This window comes from Streptomyces sp. JNUCC 63 (genome assembly GCF_054366325.1).
Map to the genome: position 1 here is coordinate 5939999 of NZ_CM135963.1, position 14212 is coordinate 5954210.

Annotated in this window: 24 protein-coding genes and 1 pseudogene; 16 read left to right on the plus strand and 9 right to left on the minus strand. The window is 70.1% G+C overall.

The annotated features are described in order from the left end of the window. The first annotated feature begins 15 nt into the window (after nt 1-15). Entirely contained in the window at nt 16-627 is a 612-nt protein-coding gene (gene coaE, locus ACX25U_RS27240; protein ID WP_454383820.1) for a dephospho-CoA kinase, read from the plus strand. 64 nt (nt 628-691) lie between these two features. After that, nucleotides 692-1054, plus strand: a complete 363-nt coding sequence (locus tag ACX25U_RS27245; protein WP_454383821.1) for a tetratricopeptide repeat protein — start codon at nt 692-694, stop codon at nt 1052-1054. A 13-nt stretch (nt 1055-1067) separates the two neighbouring features. On the opposite strand, the gene ACX25U_RS27250 is transcribed toward ACX25U_RS27245, so the two are convergent. After that, nucleotides 1068-1334 (minus strand): DUF6343 family protein, encoded by a 267-nt coding sequence (locus ACX25U_RS27250; RefSeq protein WP_454383822.1) that lies wholly within the window; start codon nt 1332-1334, stop codon nt 1068-1070. A gap of 139 nt (nt 1335-1473) precedes the next feature. Here ACX25U_RS27250 and ACX25U_RS27255 point away from each other — a divergent pair, with 139 nt between their 5' ends. Beyond that, a complete protein-coding gene (locus tag ACX25U_RS27255; protein ID WP_454383823.1) occupies nt 1474-1893 on the plus strand; it encodes a DoxX family protein in 420 nt (139 codons plus the stop codon). Between the two features lie 13 nt (nt 1894-1906). On the opposite strand, the gene ACX25U_RS27260 is transcribed toward ACX25U_RS27255, so the two are convergent. Next, entirely contained in the window at nt 1907-2371 is a 465-nt protein-coding gene (locus tag ACX25U_RS27260; protein WP_454383824.1) for an RNA-binding S4 domain-containing protein, read from the minus strand. A 55-nt stretch (nt 2372-2426) separates the two neighbouring features. Between ACX25U_RS27260 and ACX25U_RS27265 the strand changes: the two genes are divergently transcribed. Further along, nucleotides 2427-3143, plus strand: coding sequence for a uracil-DNA glycosylase (locus tag ACX25U_RS27265; protein WP_454383825.1), 717 nt, complete (start codon nt 2427-2429; stop codon nt 3141-3143). Nucleotides 3144-3203: 60 nt separating this feature from the next. After that, nucleotides 3204-3319: pseudogene (locus tag ACX25U_RS27270) on the plus strand (prolyl aminopeptidase); the annotation flags it as partial. Nucleotides 3320-3327: 8 nt separating this feature from the next. On the opposite strand, the gene ACX25U_RS27275 reads toward ACX25U_RS27270, so the two are convergent. Next, nucleotides 3328-3792: an N-acetyltransferase family protein gene (locus tag ACX25U_RS27275; protein ID WP_454383826.1), complete on the minus strand. Its 465-nt coding sequence runs from the start codon at nt 3790-3792 to the stop codon at nt 3328-3330. After that, complete coding sequence (locus ACX25U_RS27280) at nt 3789-4319, minus strand: RidA family protein (RefSeq protein ID WP_454383827.1); 531 nt, start codon at nt 4317-4319, stop codon at nt 3789-3791. Before ACX25U_RS27280 ends, ACX25U_RS27275 begins: the two co-directional genes overlap by 4 nt. Here ACX25U_RS27280 and ACX25U_RS27285 point away from each other — a divergent pair. Further along, nucleotides 4291-5472: an acyltransferase family protein gene (locus ACX25U_RS27285; protein ID WP_454383828.1), complete on the plus strand. Its 1182-nt coding sequence runs from the start codon at nt 4291-4293 to the stop codon at nt 5470-5472. The two genes, ACX25U_RS27280 and ACX25U_RS27285, sit on opposite strands and share 29 nt — an antisense overlap. Before the next feature lie 298 nt (nt 5473-5770). Here the strand turns inward: ACX25U_RS27285 and ACX25U_RS27290 are convergent, their stop codons facing one another. Continuing rightward, nucleotides 5771-6244, minus strand: coding sequence for an RICIN domain-containing protein (locus tag ACX25U_RS27290; RefSeq protein WP_454383829.1), 474 nt, complete (start codon nt 6242-6244; stop codon nt 5771-5773). 501 nt (nt 6245-6745) lie between these two features. Continuing rightward, nucleotides 6746-7165: an ArsI/CadI family heavy metal resistance metalloenzyme gene (locus ACX25U_RS27295; RefSeq protein WP_454383830.1), complete on the minus strand. Its 420-nt coding sequence runs from the start codon at nt 7163-7165 to the stop codon at nt 6746-6748. 89 nt (nt 7166-7254) lie between these two features. On the opposite strand from ACX25U_RS27295, the gene ACX25U_RS27300 reads away from it, so the two are divergent. Genes ACX25U_RS27300 through ACX25U_RS27315 form a run of 4 tightly spaced genes read left to right on the plus strand, consistent with a single transcriptional unit; the run spans nt 7255 to nt 9330 of the window. Continuing rightward, nucleotides 7255-7635 (plus strand): ArsR/SmtB family transcription factor, encoded by a 381-nt coding sequence (locus ACX25U_RS27300; protein ID WP_454383831.1) that lies wholly within the window; start codon nt 7255-7257, stop codon nt 7633-7635. Next, nucleotides 7632-8405, plus strand: a complete 774-nt coding sequence (locus tag ACX25U_RS27305) for an aquaporin (protein ID WP_454383832.1) — start codon at nt 7632-7634, stop codon at nt 8403-8405. The genes ACX25U_RS27300 and ACX25U_RS27305 overlap by 4 nt, the downstream gene beginning before the upstream one ends. Then, on the plus strand, nt 8405-8824 hold the full coding sequence (locus tag ACX25U_RS27310; protein ID WP_454383833.1) for an arsenate reductase ArsC: 420 nt from the start codon (nt 8405-8407) through the stop codon (nt 8822-8824). Before ACX25U_RS27305 ends, ACX25U_RS27310 begins: the two co-directional genes overlap by 1 nt. Before the next feature lie 32 nt (nt 8825-8856). Next, complete coding sequence (locus ACX25U_RS27315; RefSeq protein WP_454394535.1) at nt 8857-9330, plus strand: N-acetyltransferase family protein; 474 nt, start codon at nt 8857-8859, stop codon at nt 9328-9330. A gap of 113 nt (nt 9331-9443) precedes the next feature. Here the strand turns inward: ACX25U_RS27315 and ACX25U_RS27320 are convergent, their stop codons facing one another. Next, nucleotides 9444-9869 (minus strand): ATP-binding protein, encoded by a 426-nt coding sequence (locus ACX25U_RS27320; RefSeq protein ID WP_454383834.1) that lies wholly within the window; start codon nt 9867-9869, stop codon nt 9444-9446. Nucleotides 9870-10095: 226 nt separating this feature from the next. Between ACX25U_RS27320 and ACX25U_RS27325 the strand changes: the two genes are divergently transcribed. Beyond that, nucleotides 10096-10359 (plus strand): DUF397 domain-containing protein, encoded by a 264-nt coding sequence (locus tag ACX25U_RS27325; protein WP_454383835.1) that lies wholly within the window; start codon nt 10096-10098, stop codon nt 10357-10359. A 53-nt stretch (nt 10360-10412) separates the two neighbouring features. On the opposite strand, the gene ACX25U_RS27330 is transcribed toward ACX25U_RS27325, so the two are convergent. Next, nucleotides 10413-10811 (minus strand): protein kinase domain-containing protein, encoded by a 399-nt coding sequence (locus ACX25U_RS27330; protein ID WP_454394537.1) that lies wholly within the window; start codon nt 10809-10811, stop codon nt 10413-10415. After that, complete coding sequence (locus ACX25U_RS27335) at nt 10694-11020, minus strand: hypothetical protein (protein ID WP_454394833.1); 327 nt, start codon at nt 11018-11020, stop codon at nt 10694-10696. The genes ACX25U_RS27330 and ACX25U_RS27335 overlap by 118 nt, the downstream gene beginning before the upstream one ends. A gap of 267 nt (nt 11021-11287) precedes the next feature. Between ACX25U_RS27335 and ACX25U_RS27340 the strand changes: the two genes are divergently transcribed. From ACX25U_RS27340 to ACX25U_RS27360, 5 genes are all read left to right on the plus strand, one after another. Next, the gene (locus tag ACX25U_RS27340) at nt 11288-11473 is read left to right on the plus strand and encodes a hypothetical protein (RefSeq protein WP_454383836.1); all 186 of its coding nucleotides are present in this window, start codon (nt 11288-11290) and stop codon (nt 11471-11473) included. A 228-nt stretch (nt 11474-11701) separates the two neighbouring features. Next, on the plus strand, nt 11702-12364 hold the full coding sequence (locus ACX25U_RS27345) for an iron-containing redox enzyme family protein (protein ID WP_454383837.1): 663 nt from the start codon (nt 11702-11704) through the stop codon (nt 12362-12364). A 127-nt stretch (nt 12365-12491) separates the two neighbouring features. Beyond that, nucleotides 12492-12923, plus strand: a complete 432-nt coding sequence (locus ACX25U_RS27350) for a DUF2000 domain-containing protein (RefSeq protein ID WP_454383838.1) — start codon at nt 12492-12494, stop codon at nt 12921-12923. A gap of 112 nt (nt 12924-13035) precedes the next feature. Further along, nucleotides 13036-13398: a CU044_2847 family protein gene (locus tag ACX25U_RS27355; protein ID WP_454383839.1), complete on the plus strand. Its 363-nt coding sequence runs from the start codon at nt 13036-13038 to the stop codon at nt 13396-13398. Nucleotides 13399-13425: 27 nt separating this feature from the next. After that, a complete protein-coding gene (locus tag ACX25U_RS27360; RefSeq protein WP_454383840.1) occupies nt 13426-14166 on the plus strand; it encodes a formylglycine-generating enzyme family protein in 741 nt (246 codons plus the stop codon). Nucleotides 14167-14212 lie beyond the last annotated feature (46 nt).

The following is a 14212-nucleotide window of genomic DNA, read 5'->3' on the forward strand; positions in this document are numbered from 1 at the left end:
GATACGCTTCCGGTCATGCTGTCCGTGGGCCTGACCGGGGGTATCGGAGCCGGTAAGAGCGAGGTGTCGCGGCTCCTCGTGGAGTGCGGGGCCGTGCTGATCGACGCCGACCGCATCGCGCGCGAGGTGGTCGCTCCGGGCACGCCCGGACTCGAGGCGGTGGTGGAGGCCTTCGGCCGGGACGTCCTGGCCGAGGACGGAAGCCTGGACCGCCCCCGGCTGGGCGCGATCGTCTTCGCCGACCCGGAGAAGCTGGCCGTCCTGAACTCGATCGTGCACCCCTTGGTGGGCACCCGCTCCCGCGAACTGGAGGAGGCCGCGGCCGAGGACGCGGTAGTGGTCCACGACGTGCCGCTGCTGGCGGAGAACGGCCTGGCCCCTCTGTACGACGTGGTCATCGTGGTCGACGCGAGCCCGGAGACCCAGCTCGACCGCCTCGTACGACTGCGCGGCATGACCGAGGAGGACGCACGCGCGCGCATGGCCGCGCAGGCGACGCGCGAGAAGCGCCTGGAGATCGCGGACATCGTGATCGACAACGACGTACCGCTGGAACGGCTGGAGGAGCGGGTACGGGAGGTCTGGACGGACCTGACCCGCAGAGCGCACACGCCTCGGCGGAAGTAGGAGCGCGGAAATACAACCGCCGGGCCGAGGCATTGAAGATCCCCGGCAAGGGAAGGATTCAGCCGTGCCCGAACAAACTCCCGAGACACATGTCATCGACTACCGTGCCGCCGAGCAGCTGCTGGCCGCGCGGGACCCGCGGGGCGCGGTGAAGCTGCTCGACGGGGTGATAGCCGCGCACCCGGAGAACACGGCGGCCCGGCTGCTGCGCGCCCGCGCCTTCTTCGCCGCCGCACAGCTGCGGTCGGCCGAGCTGGAGTTCACGATCGTGCTGGAGCGTGAGCCGGACAACGCCTACGCGCACTTCGCGCTCGCCCGCACCTACGAACGGCAGAGCCGCCCCGACCTGGCCAGGCGCCACTTCCGGCTGGCGGCGGCACTGGACCCGAACCCGGAGTACCTGCAGAGGGCCCGCTTCGACACCTGACACCGGCCGGCGCCTACCGACGCCTGTTCTCCGGCGGCCAGTACGGCGGCACGTCCCGCCCGGGCTGGTAGTGCGGCCCCTGCCGTATGTGCCGCACGATCACCGCCAGATCAACGGCGATCACCAACCACAACACCCCACAGGCCGCCGCCCACCCGGGCTGCCCCACCAGCACGAACACCACCGTGCCGAAGCTCGCCCAGGCCAGCCCCCACACACTCAGCCAGAACCGCGCCCGCAGAGCACTGCGCGCGGTGGTGGGTTCACTACCCGTACGCATGGCCGATCACCACTCCTCTTCGCAACGTACTCCGCGCGCGAGACCTTCACAAAAGCAGCAGCGGCAGCGATGAGTCCGAGGACGCGGCCCGGTCTACCTCTGCGAAAGCTCAGCGAACCGCTTTTTGGAGGAGGCTCCCATGTCCGTTACCGCCGGGGCAGTGCCCGCTCGTGGCCGCCGTGCCGCCCGGGTCGCGCTGCGCACCGTACAGGTGGTGCTCGCGCTGTTCTACGCGTTCGCCAGCGCGCTGCCCAAGCTGATCGCGCATCCGTCGGCGGCCGAGTCGTTCGACAAGCTCGGGTGGGGGAGTGCGGGGATGTACAGCATCGGGGTGCTGGAGCTGGCCGGGGCCGTGGGACTGCTGATCCCCGTGCTGCAGTCGGTGGCGGCGGTGGGGCTGAGCGCGCTGATGGTGGGGGCGTTCGTCGTGCAGCTCACCGTCTTCGACGGTCAGTACGCGGCGACCCCGCTCATCCTGATCGTGCCGCTCGCGATGATCGCGTGGGCGCGGCGGGGGTACAACGCGGAGCTGCTGCGACTGGTGCGGCGGCAGGCGTGAGGCACGGGCGGCGTCATCGCCCCCGTGGGCCGGCGCCCGGATCCCGCAAGCGCTCGAGTTCGCGCCGGTCGCGCTTGGTGGGGCGGCCGGTGCCGCGGTCGCGGATGCCGATGGGGGCGACGGCCTCGCGGGGCGGGGGCGGCGGGGAGTTGTCGATGTAGCACTGGGCGGCGACGGGGGCGCCCACGCGCTTGCGGATCAGCCGCTTGACGACGACGATCCGCTCACGGCCCTCGTGCCGCAGCCGCACCTCGTCCCCGATGCGCACGGAGTGGGCCGGCTTCACCCGCTCCCCGTTCACCCGGACGTGCCCGCCCCGGCAGGCGGTCGCGCCGATGGAACGGGTCTTGACCAGACGGACGGCCCAGATCCAGCTGTCGATCCGCACGTTCTCACCGGCGGCCGGACCGGCGGCCTCGGCGGCGGCGACGGCGGCGGCGATCTTCGGGTCCACGCCCTGGTCGTTCTGGGTAGCCATGCGTCCGACCATAGCCGCATCACCCCATCGGCTCCCGGGAAATTACCGTGGACGCATGGACCACCCCAGCAGCCTCACCGCCCTCGACGAGCGGATCACCGGCTGCCGGGCCTGCCCGCGGCTGGTCGCCTGGCGGGAGGAGGTGGCCCACACCAAGCGGGCCGCGTTCGCCGACCAGACGTACTGGGGCCGCCCGGTACCGGGCTTCGGCCCCCCGGACGCCCGCCTGCTGATCATCGGCCTGGCCCCGGCGGCCCACGGCGGCAACCGCACCGGCCGCATGTTCACGGGCGACCGCTCCGGAGACGTCCTCTACGAGGCCCTGTACGACGTGGGCCTGGCCTCCCAACCCACCTCGGTCTCCGCCGACGACAACCTGCGACTGTACGGAGTACGCGTCACGTCCCCCGTCCACTGCGCCCCACCCGCCAACAAACCCACCCCCACCGAACGCGACACCTGCCGCCCCTGGCTCGTCCAGGAACTGACCCTCCTGCGCCCCACCCTCCGTGCGGCCGTCATCCTCGGCGCCTTCGGCTGGCAGGCAGCCCTCCCCGCCTTCGCGGAAGCAGGCTGGAAGGTCCCCCGCCCCCGCCCACCCTTCGCCCACGCCACCCAGGTCCCCCTCGACGGCATCACCCTCTTCGGCTGCTACCACGTGAGCCAACGCAACACCTTCACCGGCAAACTCACCCCCGACATGCTGCGAGCCGTCCTGCGCACAGCAACACAGGCGGCGGGATTGCCGGCGGGGCCGTCGTACGGCAGTTAGGGCGCCCCGACGGGCCTGTACCCGGAGAACGAACCGTACGACCACGGCATGCTCGACATCGGTGACGGCCACTTCCTCGGCGAGGGCAACGACGAGGGCGTAATCCTTCGGGACGCCCACCTGCTCAAGGGCATCCCCGCACCCTCGTACAAGGCAGCCTCGACTTCGGCAACCTCCACCGACCTCACGGCCGCCACACGTACCGCACGTCCGGTTCCCGTTCCTCGTTCCCGCTGCCGTCGGTGTGCTCGACGGGGACGAAACCGTGCCGCTCGTAGAAACGGTGGGCGGGCTTGTTGACCTGGAAGGTCCACAGGGACAGGCCCCGCGGGCTGCGTTCCTTGGCGAGCGCGACGAAACGGTCGCCGAGGCCGCGCCCGCGCCGGTCCGGGTCGATATACAGCTGCGACAGCACCTCACCGTCGAGCACCATGACGCCCACGACGCCGCCGGCGCCGTCCGCCTCGGCGATCCAGGTCTCGCGGTGGGGCACCACCACGTCCCGGAACCAGGCGCGCACGGCGTCGTCGGAGTGCGGCCGGACGACGGTCGGCAGCGCGGCGGCGAAGGAACGCAGCCAGACGTCGGCAGCGGCCCGGGCATCGGGGCCGGCGGCCCGGCGCAGGACGACGACGCTCTCAGCGCTCACACGCTCTCCCCCTCTTCCTCCTCCGGTACGACGGCCGTCGCGGTGATCTCCACCAACTGTCCGGGGTACCCGAGGCAGGCGGCCCCGAGCAGCGTCGACGCGTGCGGCCCCGCACTGAGCCCGGACGCCTCGACCACCTCCCACACGGCGCCGAGCACGGCGGGTTCACTGGCGACGACGTATACGTCGGTCGACAGCACGTACGCGAAGTCGCTCCCGACTGCCCGTAGTTGCTCCGCCAGATTGGCGATCACCTGCTCGGCCTGCCGCACCGGATCCCCCGCTCCGATCAGCTCTCCACGAGCATCCAGCGGTACGGATCCGGCGAGGAACGCCGGCTTCGTCCCCGGTGTTGTTCGAGATCGAGGTTGAACATCGGCGAGGCACTGCACGTGAGATGGGTATGGAGACACACACCGTGTCCGCCCGACGCCGGAGAGATTACCCCCTACGCTGCCACGGTTACCTGCACCCGGCGCACCGGCCCAGCCGTCGCGGTTGGCCTGGTTGGACGCATTGCGCGGCATCGCGGCACTCGTCGTGGTGTTCGACCACTCGTCGTACTCTTTCATGGCGGAGTTCCGGCGGGAACTCATGCCGGAATTCAACACGAGCCGGTACGGCATCATGGTGTTCTTCCTCGTGAGCGGTTACACCATCCCCGCCTCGCTTGAGCGTCGGGGGTGCGTCCGGACATTCTGGATCGGGCGAATATTCCGCGTCTATCCCCTGTGGATGGCTGTTGTTGTCGGGCTTCTTGCCGTCAACGCGTTGGGCTTCGCGGAGATTCGCGATTTCGACGGCGAGAGCGTTGCCGTTGCAGCTGTCGCCCATGTCACCTTGCTCCAGGAGCTGCTTGGGACCCCGAATCTGCTCCTCGTTCTGTGGACGCTTTCGTATGAGATGGCCTTCTATCTGTCGGTCGTCGGGCTTTTTACGGTTCGCCTGCACCGGCGGTCGGCGCCGGTCGCCGTGGCCCTGGCCCTGGCCGTCCTGGCCGCCGTGAGCGTGACGGCGGGGAGCGCGCTGCCGATCTCCGCTCTCTCCGGCATGGTCGGCACCGGCCTGCTGGTCGCCGTTGCCGCGGTCGCCATGGTGATTGCCGTCTGTTGTGCGAGCACCGGCCTGCTCGCGCTTCGCGTGTTCGGGGGCGCGTTGGGCGGTGTGCCGGCGCTCGTCCTGGTCGCTTTCAACGGCACGGTCCCTATGTGGGAGGGACTGGTGATCCTCGCGGTGATGTTCCTCGGCACGGTCGTGTACCGGGCCGAGCACGGTCAGAACACCTGGTGGTACGCGGCTTGCACGGCCGTCATCGTGGTTTCCTGCGCCGTGGTGAGCGCCTGTTCGTACGGAGACGGGAACCATTTCACACGGCGCGCCTGGCTTTTGGCGTTTTCGCTGGCCGTACTCACCTTCGGAATCGGACTGACGTTGCGCCGTCGGCGAATGCCTCGCTTGGTGAGCGGGCTGGGAACGATCAGTTTCTCGGTCTACATGCTGCATCCGCTTCTGCCGGCTGTGAGCGACGCCACGATCGGCCGGAAAACGCATGACAGCCTTGTGCTCGAGGTGGCTTTCTGTGCCGTGCTGCTGCCGCTGTGCGTGCTGACGTACCGTTACATCGAGGCGCCGGGCCAGAGGTGGGGGCGGAAGCCGGCACGTCGCGTCGAGCCGTCATGACGAGCGGCCGTCCGTCATGTGCGCCAGCCCCTGCCCGGTAGCAGGCCGTGGCGCCCCGGACGGTGGAAAGGCCCGGGGCGCCACGGCATGGCTGTGGACGGCTGAAAGGGTCAGGCTTGCCCTGGAGTGCGGACCGCGCTCGACCTGGGATGCCGGCCGGCGTCTGCGGTGACCGCCCGATCACCGGTCGTCGAGTGCCCAGAACTGGCTGGACGAGTCGTCGCGGGTGAACTGGGCGGCCTGCGCGCCGTTCGCGGTGCTCGCACCTGAGGTGCCCAGGCTTCGGATGACCACTTGATCACGCGTATGACCAGCCCTGGTTGGCTGATCCGTCGCAGCGGAACTGGGCGACCTGCGCGTTCTCGGCGGTACTGGCGCCCGAGACGCCGAGGCACAGGCCGCTTTTGCGGTTCTTGAACGCGAAGTATTCGCCGCCGTTGTAGGTGATCCGCTCCCAGTCCTGGTTGGTGTCGCCGGACCCGTTCGCGATGATGGCCGCCGCGCCGACTGCCGTGCTGGCCCCGTCAATTCCGAGATTCCGTCCTGCTCCGTAGTTCTCGAAGGAGCAGTAGTTGCCGTCGCGCACTGACGTCCACTCCTGTATGCCGGTCCCGTCGTAGGACCGCTGAACGACCTTGGCGCCGTTGGCGATGCTCAGAGGGTGCAGGTACTTTCCGGACTTGAGGTTCTGGAGCTGGCCGAAGTCGGCGGCGAGCCGGCTGGAAGCCGCCGGGCCACCGGCGATGGCCCGGACGGTGACGGGCGCTCTCACCCATGCCGGGCCGCCCGCCGAACACGTCCTCCACGACCCGCTGCCGCCCGGCCCGCGTGACCTGCCCCAGCCCGCGGGGGACTTCGGCCCGGCCGGAACCCCGGTGTTCCCGGAACAGCCGATCCCGGCCTGACCGACCGCCTCCGAACGGAACTCGTGCTCACCCGGCCCGAACCGAACGATCACGCTGTCCGTACGCGAAGCAGTACCGAGAAGATCACCGACGACTGGAGATCACCCATGGGCGGAGCACGGTCCCGCGAGGCAGAGAATGTGCGGAGGGCACGGGGGCGGGTCACAAGGTGGCTCGAGCAGAACGCCCCGAAGAACGCGGCCGCGTTGTGCGGACCCGCGGCGCCGAAGATGATCAGCGATGCCGAGGCGCGGCTGGGTGTGAGTTTCCCGCAGGAAATATGGACCTGGGTGCTGACGAACAACGGGGTGCGCATGGCCGACGATGACGCGAGCGGCGCATGGGCCGGCCGCGACGGCCCGAGTCGGTCAGCTGCCGCAGCAGGCTTCGGGGGTGGTCCGGGCGCTCTTGCCGAGGGTGTCGGCGTCGGCCTTGACGACATAGACCTCCCACGGCTCCTTGCCGGGGCCGGTGACCCACACCTTGTCCTGGAGGGCGTAGCAGCAGGAGGTGTCGTTCTCCTCGAAGGTCGCCAGGCCCGCCTCCTTGAGCCGGGAGGTGGCCGCGGTGACCTCCTCGGTGGAGGCGACCTCGACGCCGAGGTGGTCCAGGCGGGTGTCCTCGCCGGCCTCGCCCTCGATGAGGACCAGCTTCAGCGGCGGCTCGGCGACGGCGAAGTTGGCGTAGCCCTCGCGGCGCTTGGCGGGCTCGGCGCCCAACAGCTTGGAGTAGAAGGCGATCGAGGCTTCGAGGTCGGCGACGCGCAGGGCGAGCTGAACGCGGGACATGGCGGTCTCCCATCCGGAAACGGCTTGTTTCGACGTCTGTCGATACAGGTGACGTTGCCACCCGCTTAGACGACTGTCAACATAGAGGCATGTCGAAACAAGCTGGTCTGTCAGTGCTCGGGCAGGACGACGCGGTGTGCTGTGCGCCGATGGTCCGCGAGCCGCTGGGTGAGGAGGCCGCGGCCGAGCTGTCGCGGATGTTCAAAGCGCTGTCGGACCCCGTCCGGCTGCGGCTGCTGTCGCTGATCGCCTCCCACGAGGGCGGCGAGGCATGCGTGTGCGACCTCGTCGGCCCGTTCGACGTCTCCCAGCCGACCATCTCCCACCACCTGAAGGTCCTCCGGGAGGCCGGGCTGGTCGGCTCCGAGCGGCGCGGGACCTGGGTGTACTACTGGGTGCTCCCCGCAGCCCTGGCGAAGCTGTCCGCCCTGCTCCAGACCCCCGCCGTGCCCGTGCAGGCCCCCGCGTGAGCGGGTATGTGCCACTTGCGAGGCGGGCGGTCGTCGAGGGGCTGGGCACGGCCGCGCTGGTCGCGGTGGTGGTCGGCTCCGGCATCCAGGCCACCGAGCTGACCCGCGACGTCGGGGTGCAGCTGCTGGCCAACTCCCTGGCCACCGTGTTCGGCCTCGGCGTGCTGATCGCCCTGCTCGGCCCGGTGTCCGGGGCGCACTTCAACCCGGCGGTCACCCTCGCCGCCTGGTTCGACGGCCGCCGGACCGGCGATGCCCCCACCCTGCGCGACGTCGCGGTGTACGTGCCCGCCCAGATCGCCGGGGCGATCGCCGGCGCGGTGCTGGCCGACGCCATGTTCGGCAAGCCGCTGGTGCACTTCTCCACCCACGACCGGTTCGCCGGCCACCTGTGGCTGGGCGAGGTCGTGGCCACCGCCGGGCTGATCTGGCTCGTCTTCGGTCTGGCCCGCGCCGGCCGCGCGCAGTTGGCGCCGCCGCTGGTCGCCTCCTACATCGGGGCGGCGTACTGGTTCACCTCCTCCACCAGCTTCGCCAACCCGGCCGTGACGATCGGTCGGGCGTTCACCGACACCTTCGCCGGTATCGCCCCCGCCTCCGTGGCACCCTTCCTGGCCGCCCAACTGGTCGGCGCCGCCGTGGGCCTGGGCCTGGTCGCGCTCAGCTTCGGCCGCCCGGCCTCCGCGACCGAGGACCAGGTCGTCGTCCCCCACGGCGGGCAGCGGCCCGCCGCCCCCGCCCGCTCCGCCGAAGAAAGCGCCCTGACCTGATGAGCACCCCCGCCGTTCCCTCCGTGCTGTTCGTCTGCGTGCACAACGCCGGCCGGTCCCAGATGGCCGCCGCCTTCCTCACCCACCTCGGCGGCGACCGCGTCCAGGTCCGCTCGGCCGGTTCCGCACCCGCCGACGCCGTGAACCCGGCCGTGGTGGAGGCCATGAAGGAGGCCGGCATCGACATCTCGGCCGAGACCCCCAAAATCCTCACCGCGGAGGCGGTGCGGTCCTCGGACGTGGTGATCACCATGGGCTGCGGCGACGCCTGCCCGTACTTCCCCGGCAAGCGGTACCTGGACTGGCAGCTGGACGACCCGGCCGGGCAGGGCGTCGGCGCGGTCCGGCCGATCCGCGACGAGATCGAGCGGCGCATCCGCGGCCTGCTCGCCGAACTCGGCATCAAGGTCCGCGGGTGAGGACCACCGCAACCGGCGTGCACATCGCGCCGATGGGACCGGCCCACGCCGAGCAGGTCCTGACGATCTATCAGCTGGGCATCGACGAGGGCAACGCCACCTTCGAGACCGCCGCCCCGACCTGGGAGGCGTTCGACACCGCCAAGCTGGACGACCACCGCCTGGTCGCCCTGGACGAGGGCGGCCGGGTGCTGGGCTGGGCGGCCGTGGTGCCGGTCTCCGACCGGTGCGCGTACGCCGGCGTCGCCGAGCACTCCGTCTACGTCCACCCCGACGCCCGCAGCCGCGGGGTGGGCCGGGCGCTCCTCGACGCGCTGCTGTCCTCCACCGACGCCGCGGGCATCTGGACGGTGCAGTCCGGCATCTTCCCGGAGAACACTGCCAGCCTGGCCCTGCACCAGCGGGCCGGGTTCCGCGTCGTCGGCACCCGCGAGCGCATCGGCCGCCACCACGGGAAGTGGCGCGACGTCGTCCTCGTCGAGCGCCGCAGCCCCACCGTGAGCTGAGCGCAACGGTCGTCGCGTACTGCGACCGCCGTCGGCCGCGACGCGTCGCGCGAGCCGGTGCCGGGCTTCCCGGACGTCGTCGCCCGGCGCCGACGCCCCGTCTCCGCCGGGCGTCACGTCACCCCGCCCGTCCCCGGCAACCGCACCTCGGCCCAGACGACCTTGCCGGGACCGCCGGGCCGGGGAGCGGCCCCCCAGTCGTCCGTCAGCGCCTCCACCCGCAGCAGGCCCCGCCCCGATTCGCCCTCCGGGCACGGCGTTCCGGGTGCGGGCAGCCGTTCCCCGCGCGTGTCCCCGACCTCCACCCGCAGCACGCCCTCCGCCTCGCTGATCCGCAGGTGGAAGTCCCGTCCGGGTACGTGCCCGTGCCGCACCGCGTTCGCGGTCAGCTCCGCCGTGATCAGCGTGACGGTCTCGTTCACCGACGAGGTGTACGGGTGGCCCCATTCGTTCAGCCGGTGCGAGACCAGCCGGCGGGCCAGACGCGCGCCGCGCGGGGTCGAGGTGAACTGCATCGCGAACTCGAGCGGCGCCGCCACGGGGTCCGGCGTACGCCTTTGTGGGGGAGTTGCCGGCTTCATGCGGTAGACGGTCGCTGGCTGTGCGTAGCTTCGAACAGGCGTGATCCGCCGACCGGCCCCGGCTGTACCCCACCGGGAGCCCGGCTGTACGTGGGCTGAGGCGTGACCGGCCTCCGGTACGGCGAGTTGGTCGCGGAAGCGAACGCGATGCGGGGCGAATCGGCAGGGTGAGCACGTACGGGAGGTGCCGAGCGCAGGCGCTCACACCGGAGGAGTCGCTTTCGTTGATCGAGCAGCTGTTGGGAGAGAGAAGAGCGGGGCAGCACCCGGCCAGGTCTGGGTCAGAAGCAGTTACAGCGCCGGTGACGGCGGGGAGTGCGTTGAGGTGGCCGCTTGGAGTGGAGCCATGTACGTACGAGACTCGAAGGACAAGGCGGGCCCGGTGGTGAGCCTTACGCCGGACGCCTGGGCGGAGTTCGTCGGGTTCACCGCTCGGCACACCGCGTAGAGCGGTGCAGTGCCCCGTGACCGTTCAGCTTGGGTCACGGGGTACTGGCGTGCCTACGCCCTGTCCAGGCGGGCCCGGAAGTGGGCGCGGAGGTTGCCGGCCTGGAAGGGGTGGTGACCGCCGGAGGCGAAGAGCAGGACGGCGCCCAGGGCGTACACGTCGACGGCGGCGGTGAGGGAGGCGCTGGACTCGACGTACGCGGCGAGACCGAAATCGATGATCTTGGGCCCGTTGGGTCCGAGGAGGATGTTGGCGGGCTTGAGGTCACGGTGCAGCGGCCCCTGTTTGTGCACACCGGCGAGGGCTTCGGCGACGAGGGCACCGAGGGAGGCGGTCAGGGCGACGGGGAGCGGCCCGTGGAAGTGGACGTACCGCCGCAGGTTGGGCCCCTCGACGTACTCGGTGGCGAGGGCGGGTCGGCGTCGGGGAAGGCGGCGGTGCGGGCGACCCAGACGGTCTTGAGGACCTCGACCTCCTGGGCGAAGCGCAACCGGGTCTCGGTGCCGACGACGGACGGCTTGATGACCTTGACGGCGGCGGGCTCCCCGCCGGGCGACTCCCCCAGATGGACCTGCCCCATGCCGCCGTGCCCGATACGCTCGAGCAGCTCGAACCCGCCGAGTTCGGCCGGGTCCTCGGGGCTCAGCGGAGCCGGGTTCACGCGGTCGTCCTTTCGCCCTGCTCGGCGGGTGTATGTCAGCAGTCGTAACCGCAGTGCAGAGGTGAGAGGAGATGAAGACGGGACGAACACGGGGGGTGCGCGAGGTTGAACGGACGGTACCGGAAACACCCGAAAGTGTGAGGTGAGACGCACTTTTGGCCTTGGTTTCGTGTCGAATACGTCTCAGTACCGTCACTGGGAGAGGTATTCACCCCTTGTTTGGCGTTTAAATCTCTGAGCTACAGCACGACAAGGTGGAGGTGCCAGGTGAACGGGCGAACGGTGCTTCGAGGCTTTCCCGCAGGTGGTCCGCGCGGCTCGTGGCCGGCGGAGGAGTTCGCCCATGCCCGGCGCCAGGAGGGCCTTCCCGCCGAGGTTGTCATGGACCTCGCGACGGACACGTTCCTGGTGATCGTCCGGAGCGGCGAGGGGGCGGCGGACGCGACGGCGTGACGGGCCGGGCCCTGCCCGAGAAGACGGTATCGGCCATTCCTCGCCCACCCCTTCAAGGGGCCTCCCGCGCTTCTTGATTTCTGCCACGCTGAATCGCCAGGGCGGTAGGCCATCAGTCGCCCGATCACACCACACGTCGGTAGGAAAGATCGGGGAAAGCGCATGTTCGTATCAGCGATCAGAAGTCAGGTCGAAGCCGCTTTGGGAGAGGTGAGGGGCCACCCCCTCGTGGCCTCCGCCGCGTCGGGAACGCTGCCCCGGGAGAACGCACTGCGCTGGGTGTTCTGCGCCGGGCGCGAGTCCCGCAGCTTCCCCTGGATCCTCAGGGAACTGCTGGCCTGGACCGAGGACGACAAGGTGCGCCGGATCCTCCAGGAGAACCTCGACGACGAGCTGGGTTCGGGCGATCCCCGTCACGCGCACTTCCTGCACTACCTGCACCTGCTCGACGAACTCGGGGTGAAGCGCGAGGAATTCGACTCCTACGCCGAGCGCGCGGGGATCACTCTGGCCCTGAGTCTCGCCTTCAACGTGGCGAAGTGCCGCAGCGCCGGCCGCGCCATCGGCTACATGCTCGTCAACGAGGCGATGACCCCCGTGACCTACAACGCGGCACGGCAGGCACTCACCCGGCACCACCCGGCCCTGGACACGAACTTCTTCGATCTGCACATCGAGGTCGACGACCACCACGTCGCAGCCCTGTACGAGGCCGTGGAGGCGCTGCCCGACGTCGAGGAGAAGGAGCTCCGGTTCGGCATCGCACTCGGGCAGCGCGGTATGGAGATCCTGCTGGACGAGGCGTACGGCGTCTTCGACTCGCACGTCGAACCGCTGCGGATCACCGATGACCGCTGGAACCCCCTGAACGGGCTCCCGGACGGCTCGTAGAGACCACTTACGACCGATTCCGGTCGAGTACCGACCGTCTCACCGAGGGTGACGCGATCAGCGCCGGCCGGCGAGTAAGCTGCCGAACTCACCCGGGAAGCAAGACAGTTCAGCGAAGGAATCACGCGTGACCTACGACTACCGCGCCAAGAAGACGGTGCTTGCCCTGGCTTCCCACCTGGAACCGGGCACGGCGCTGAACGTCACCGGGCATCTGTCCGTCGCCCTCGGCGCTCACGGGGACGACGGCGACCTCATGGGGCGGGACGCACTCAAGGACGCTTCCGGCGTCTCGCACACAGGGATCTCGAAGTATCCGGTCATCGTGACCAAGGTCAAGCAGAACCGGCTGCGGCGGCTCGTCGCGGAGGCCAGGGAGCGCGACGACGTGTTCCTGGCCGACTATCCGGAGCAGATGCTCACCACGGGGCACGACGACGAGCTCGCGGACGCCGTGGCGGCCACCGCCGAAAAGGACATCAACTACCTCGGAGTGATCGTCTACGGGAATCTCGACGCCGTGACCGCCCTGACCGGGCGCTTCAGCCTCTGGCAGTAGTTCCGGGCGCCGCCGGGCAGGCCCGGCGGCGCCGCTTCACGGTGGCGAATCGGGGGGAAAGCATGAAGCGGGGGAAGCGTGAAGCGGGGGACGGCATGAAGCGGGGGGAAGCATGACCAGTCAGCGCCTGACCTTGTCCGACGGATCCGTCGTCTGGGTGGACGCGGTCGCCGGCGACGTGGAGGAGGAGGTGGCGTTCCGGCGGAGGGAGGCCGCGTTCTCCGACATCCTGCCCTCGGTGGTCACCCTCTGCCAGGACCTCGGGGACGCCCTGAAGTCGGTCGCCCCGCACCGCACCCAGGTGCAGTTCGGAGTGGCGTTCAAGGCGGAGAGCACAGGACTGTCGGCGCTGATCGCCAAGGCCGGCGTCGAGGCCAACTTCATGATCACGCTGGAGTGGTCACGGGACCACGGCCCGGCCCGTGAGCCCGAGTCCTCTGCCGGTGGAAGCGCCGAGGACGACGAAGACGCGTGACCCGGGCGCGGGACCAGGACGGCGACCGTGTTCCTCAACGGCCATGAACTCGTGGACATCCCCGCGGGCATGTCGTGTCTGGGCAGCTCCGTGCTCGACCCGTACGCGGGCGAGCTGGAGTTCCCGATGCGCGAGGTGTACGTGTCGGAGTTCCGCATGTCCCGCCACCCCACCACCCGCCGCCAGATGGCCGTGTTCCGGCAGGCGGCCGGCTGGGAACTCCCGTCCGACACCTGGCGCTTGCCCGGCCCGCGCCGGCCGGGCGACGACGCCTTCGCCGACCTGCCCGCCGTGAACGTCTCCTGGGAACTCGCCCTCGCCTACTGCGCATGGCTGAGCGAGCGTTCCGGCCTCTCCTTCACGCTCCCCACCGAAGCGGAGTGGGAGAAGGCGGCCCGCGGAGGCGACGACCGGATCTGGCCCTGGGGCAACGAGTTCCGGCCGGAACTGTGCAACTCCGCCGAGGACGGCAGGAACGCCTTCCGCTCCGTGTACGAGCTGGAGCAAGGACGGTCCCCTTACGGGTGCCTGCACATGGCAGGGGGCGTGTGGGAGTGGTGCGAGGACTACTACCACGGCCACGCACATCAAGAGGCCCAGTTCATCGACCCGTTCGCCGCTCGTCCTGCCTCCCGCCGAGTCGTCAAGGGCGGATCCGCCTACTGCACCAAGGAGATCGTGCGCCCCGCGTGCCGGGACTGGACGAACTCGTACAACCAGGGAGGTGCCGATGACGGCTTCCGAGTGTGCGTGCGCGCCTGGCGCTGAGCACATACCGCGACCACCGGCCGGATCGCGCAGACCGTACGCCACG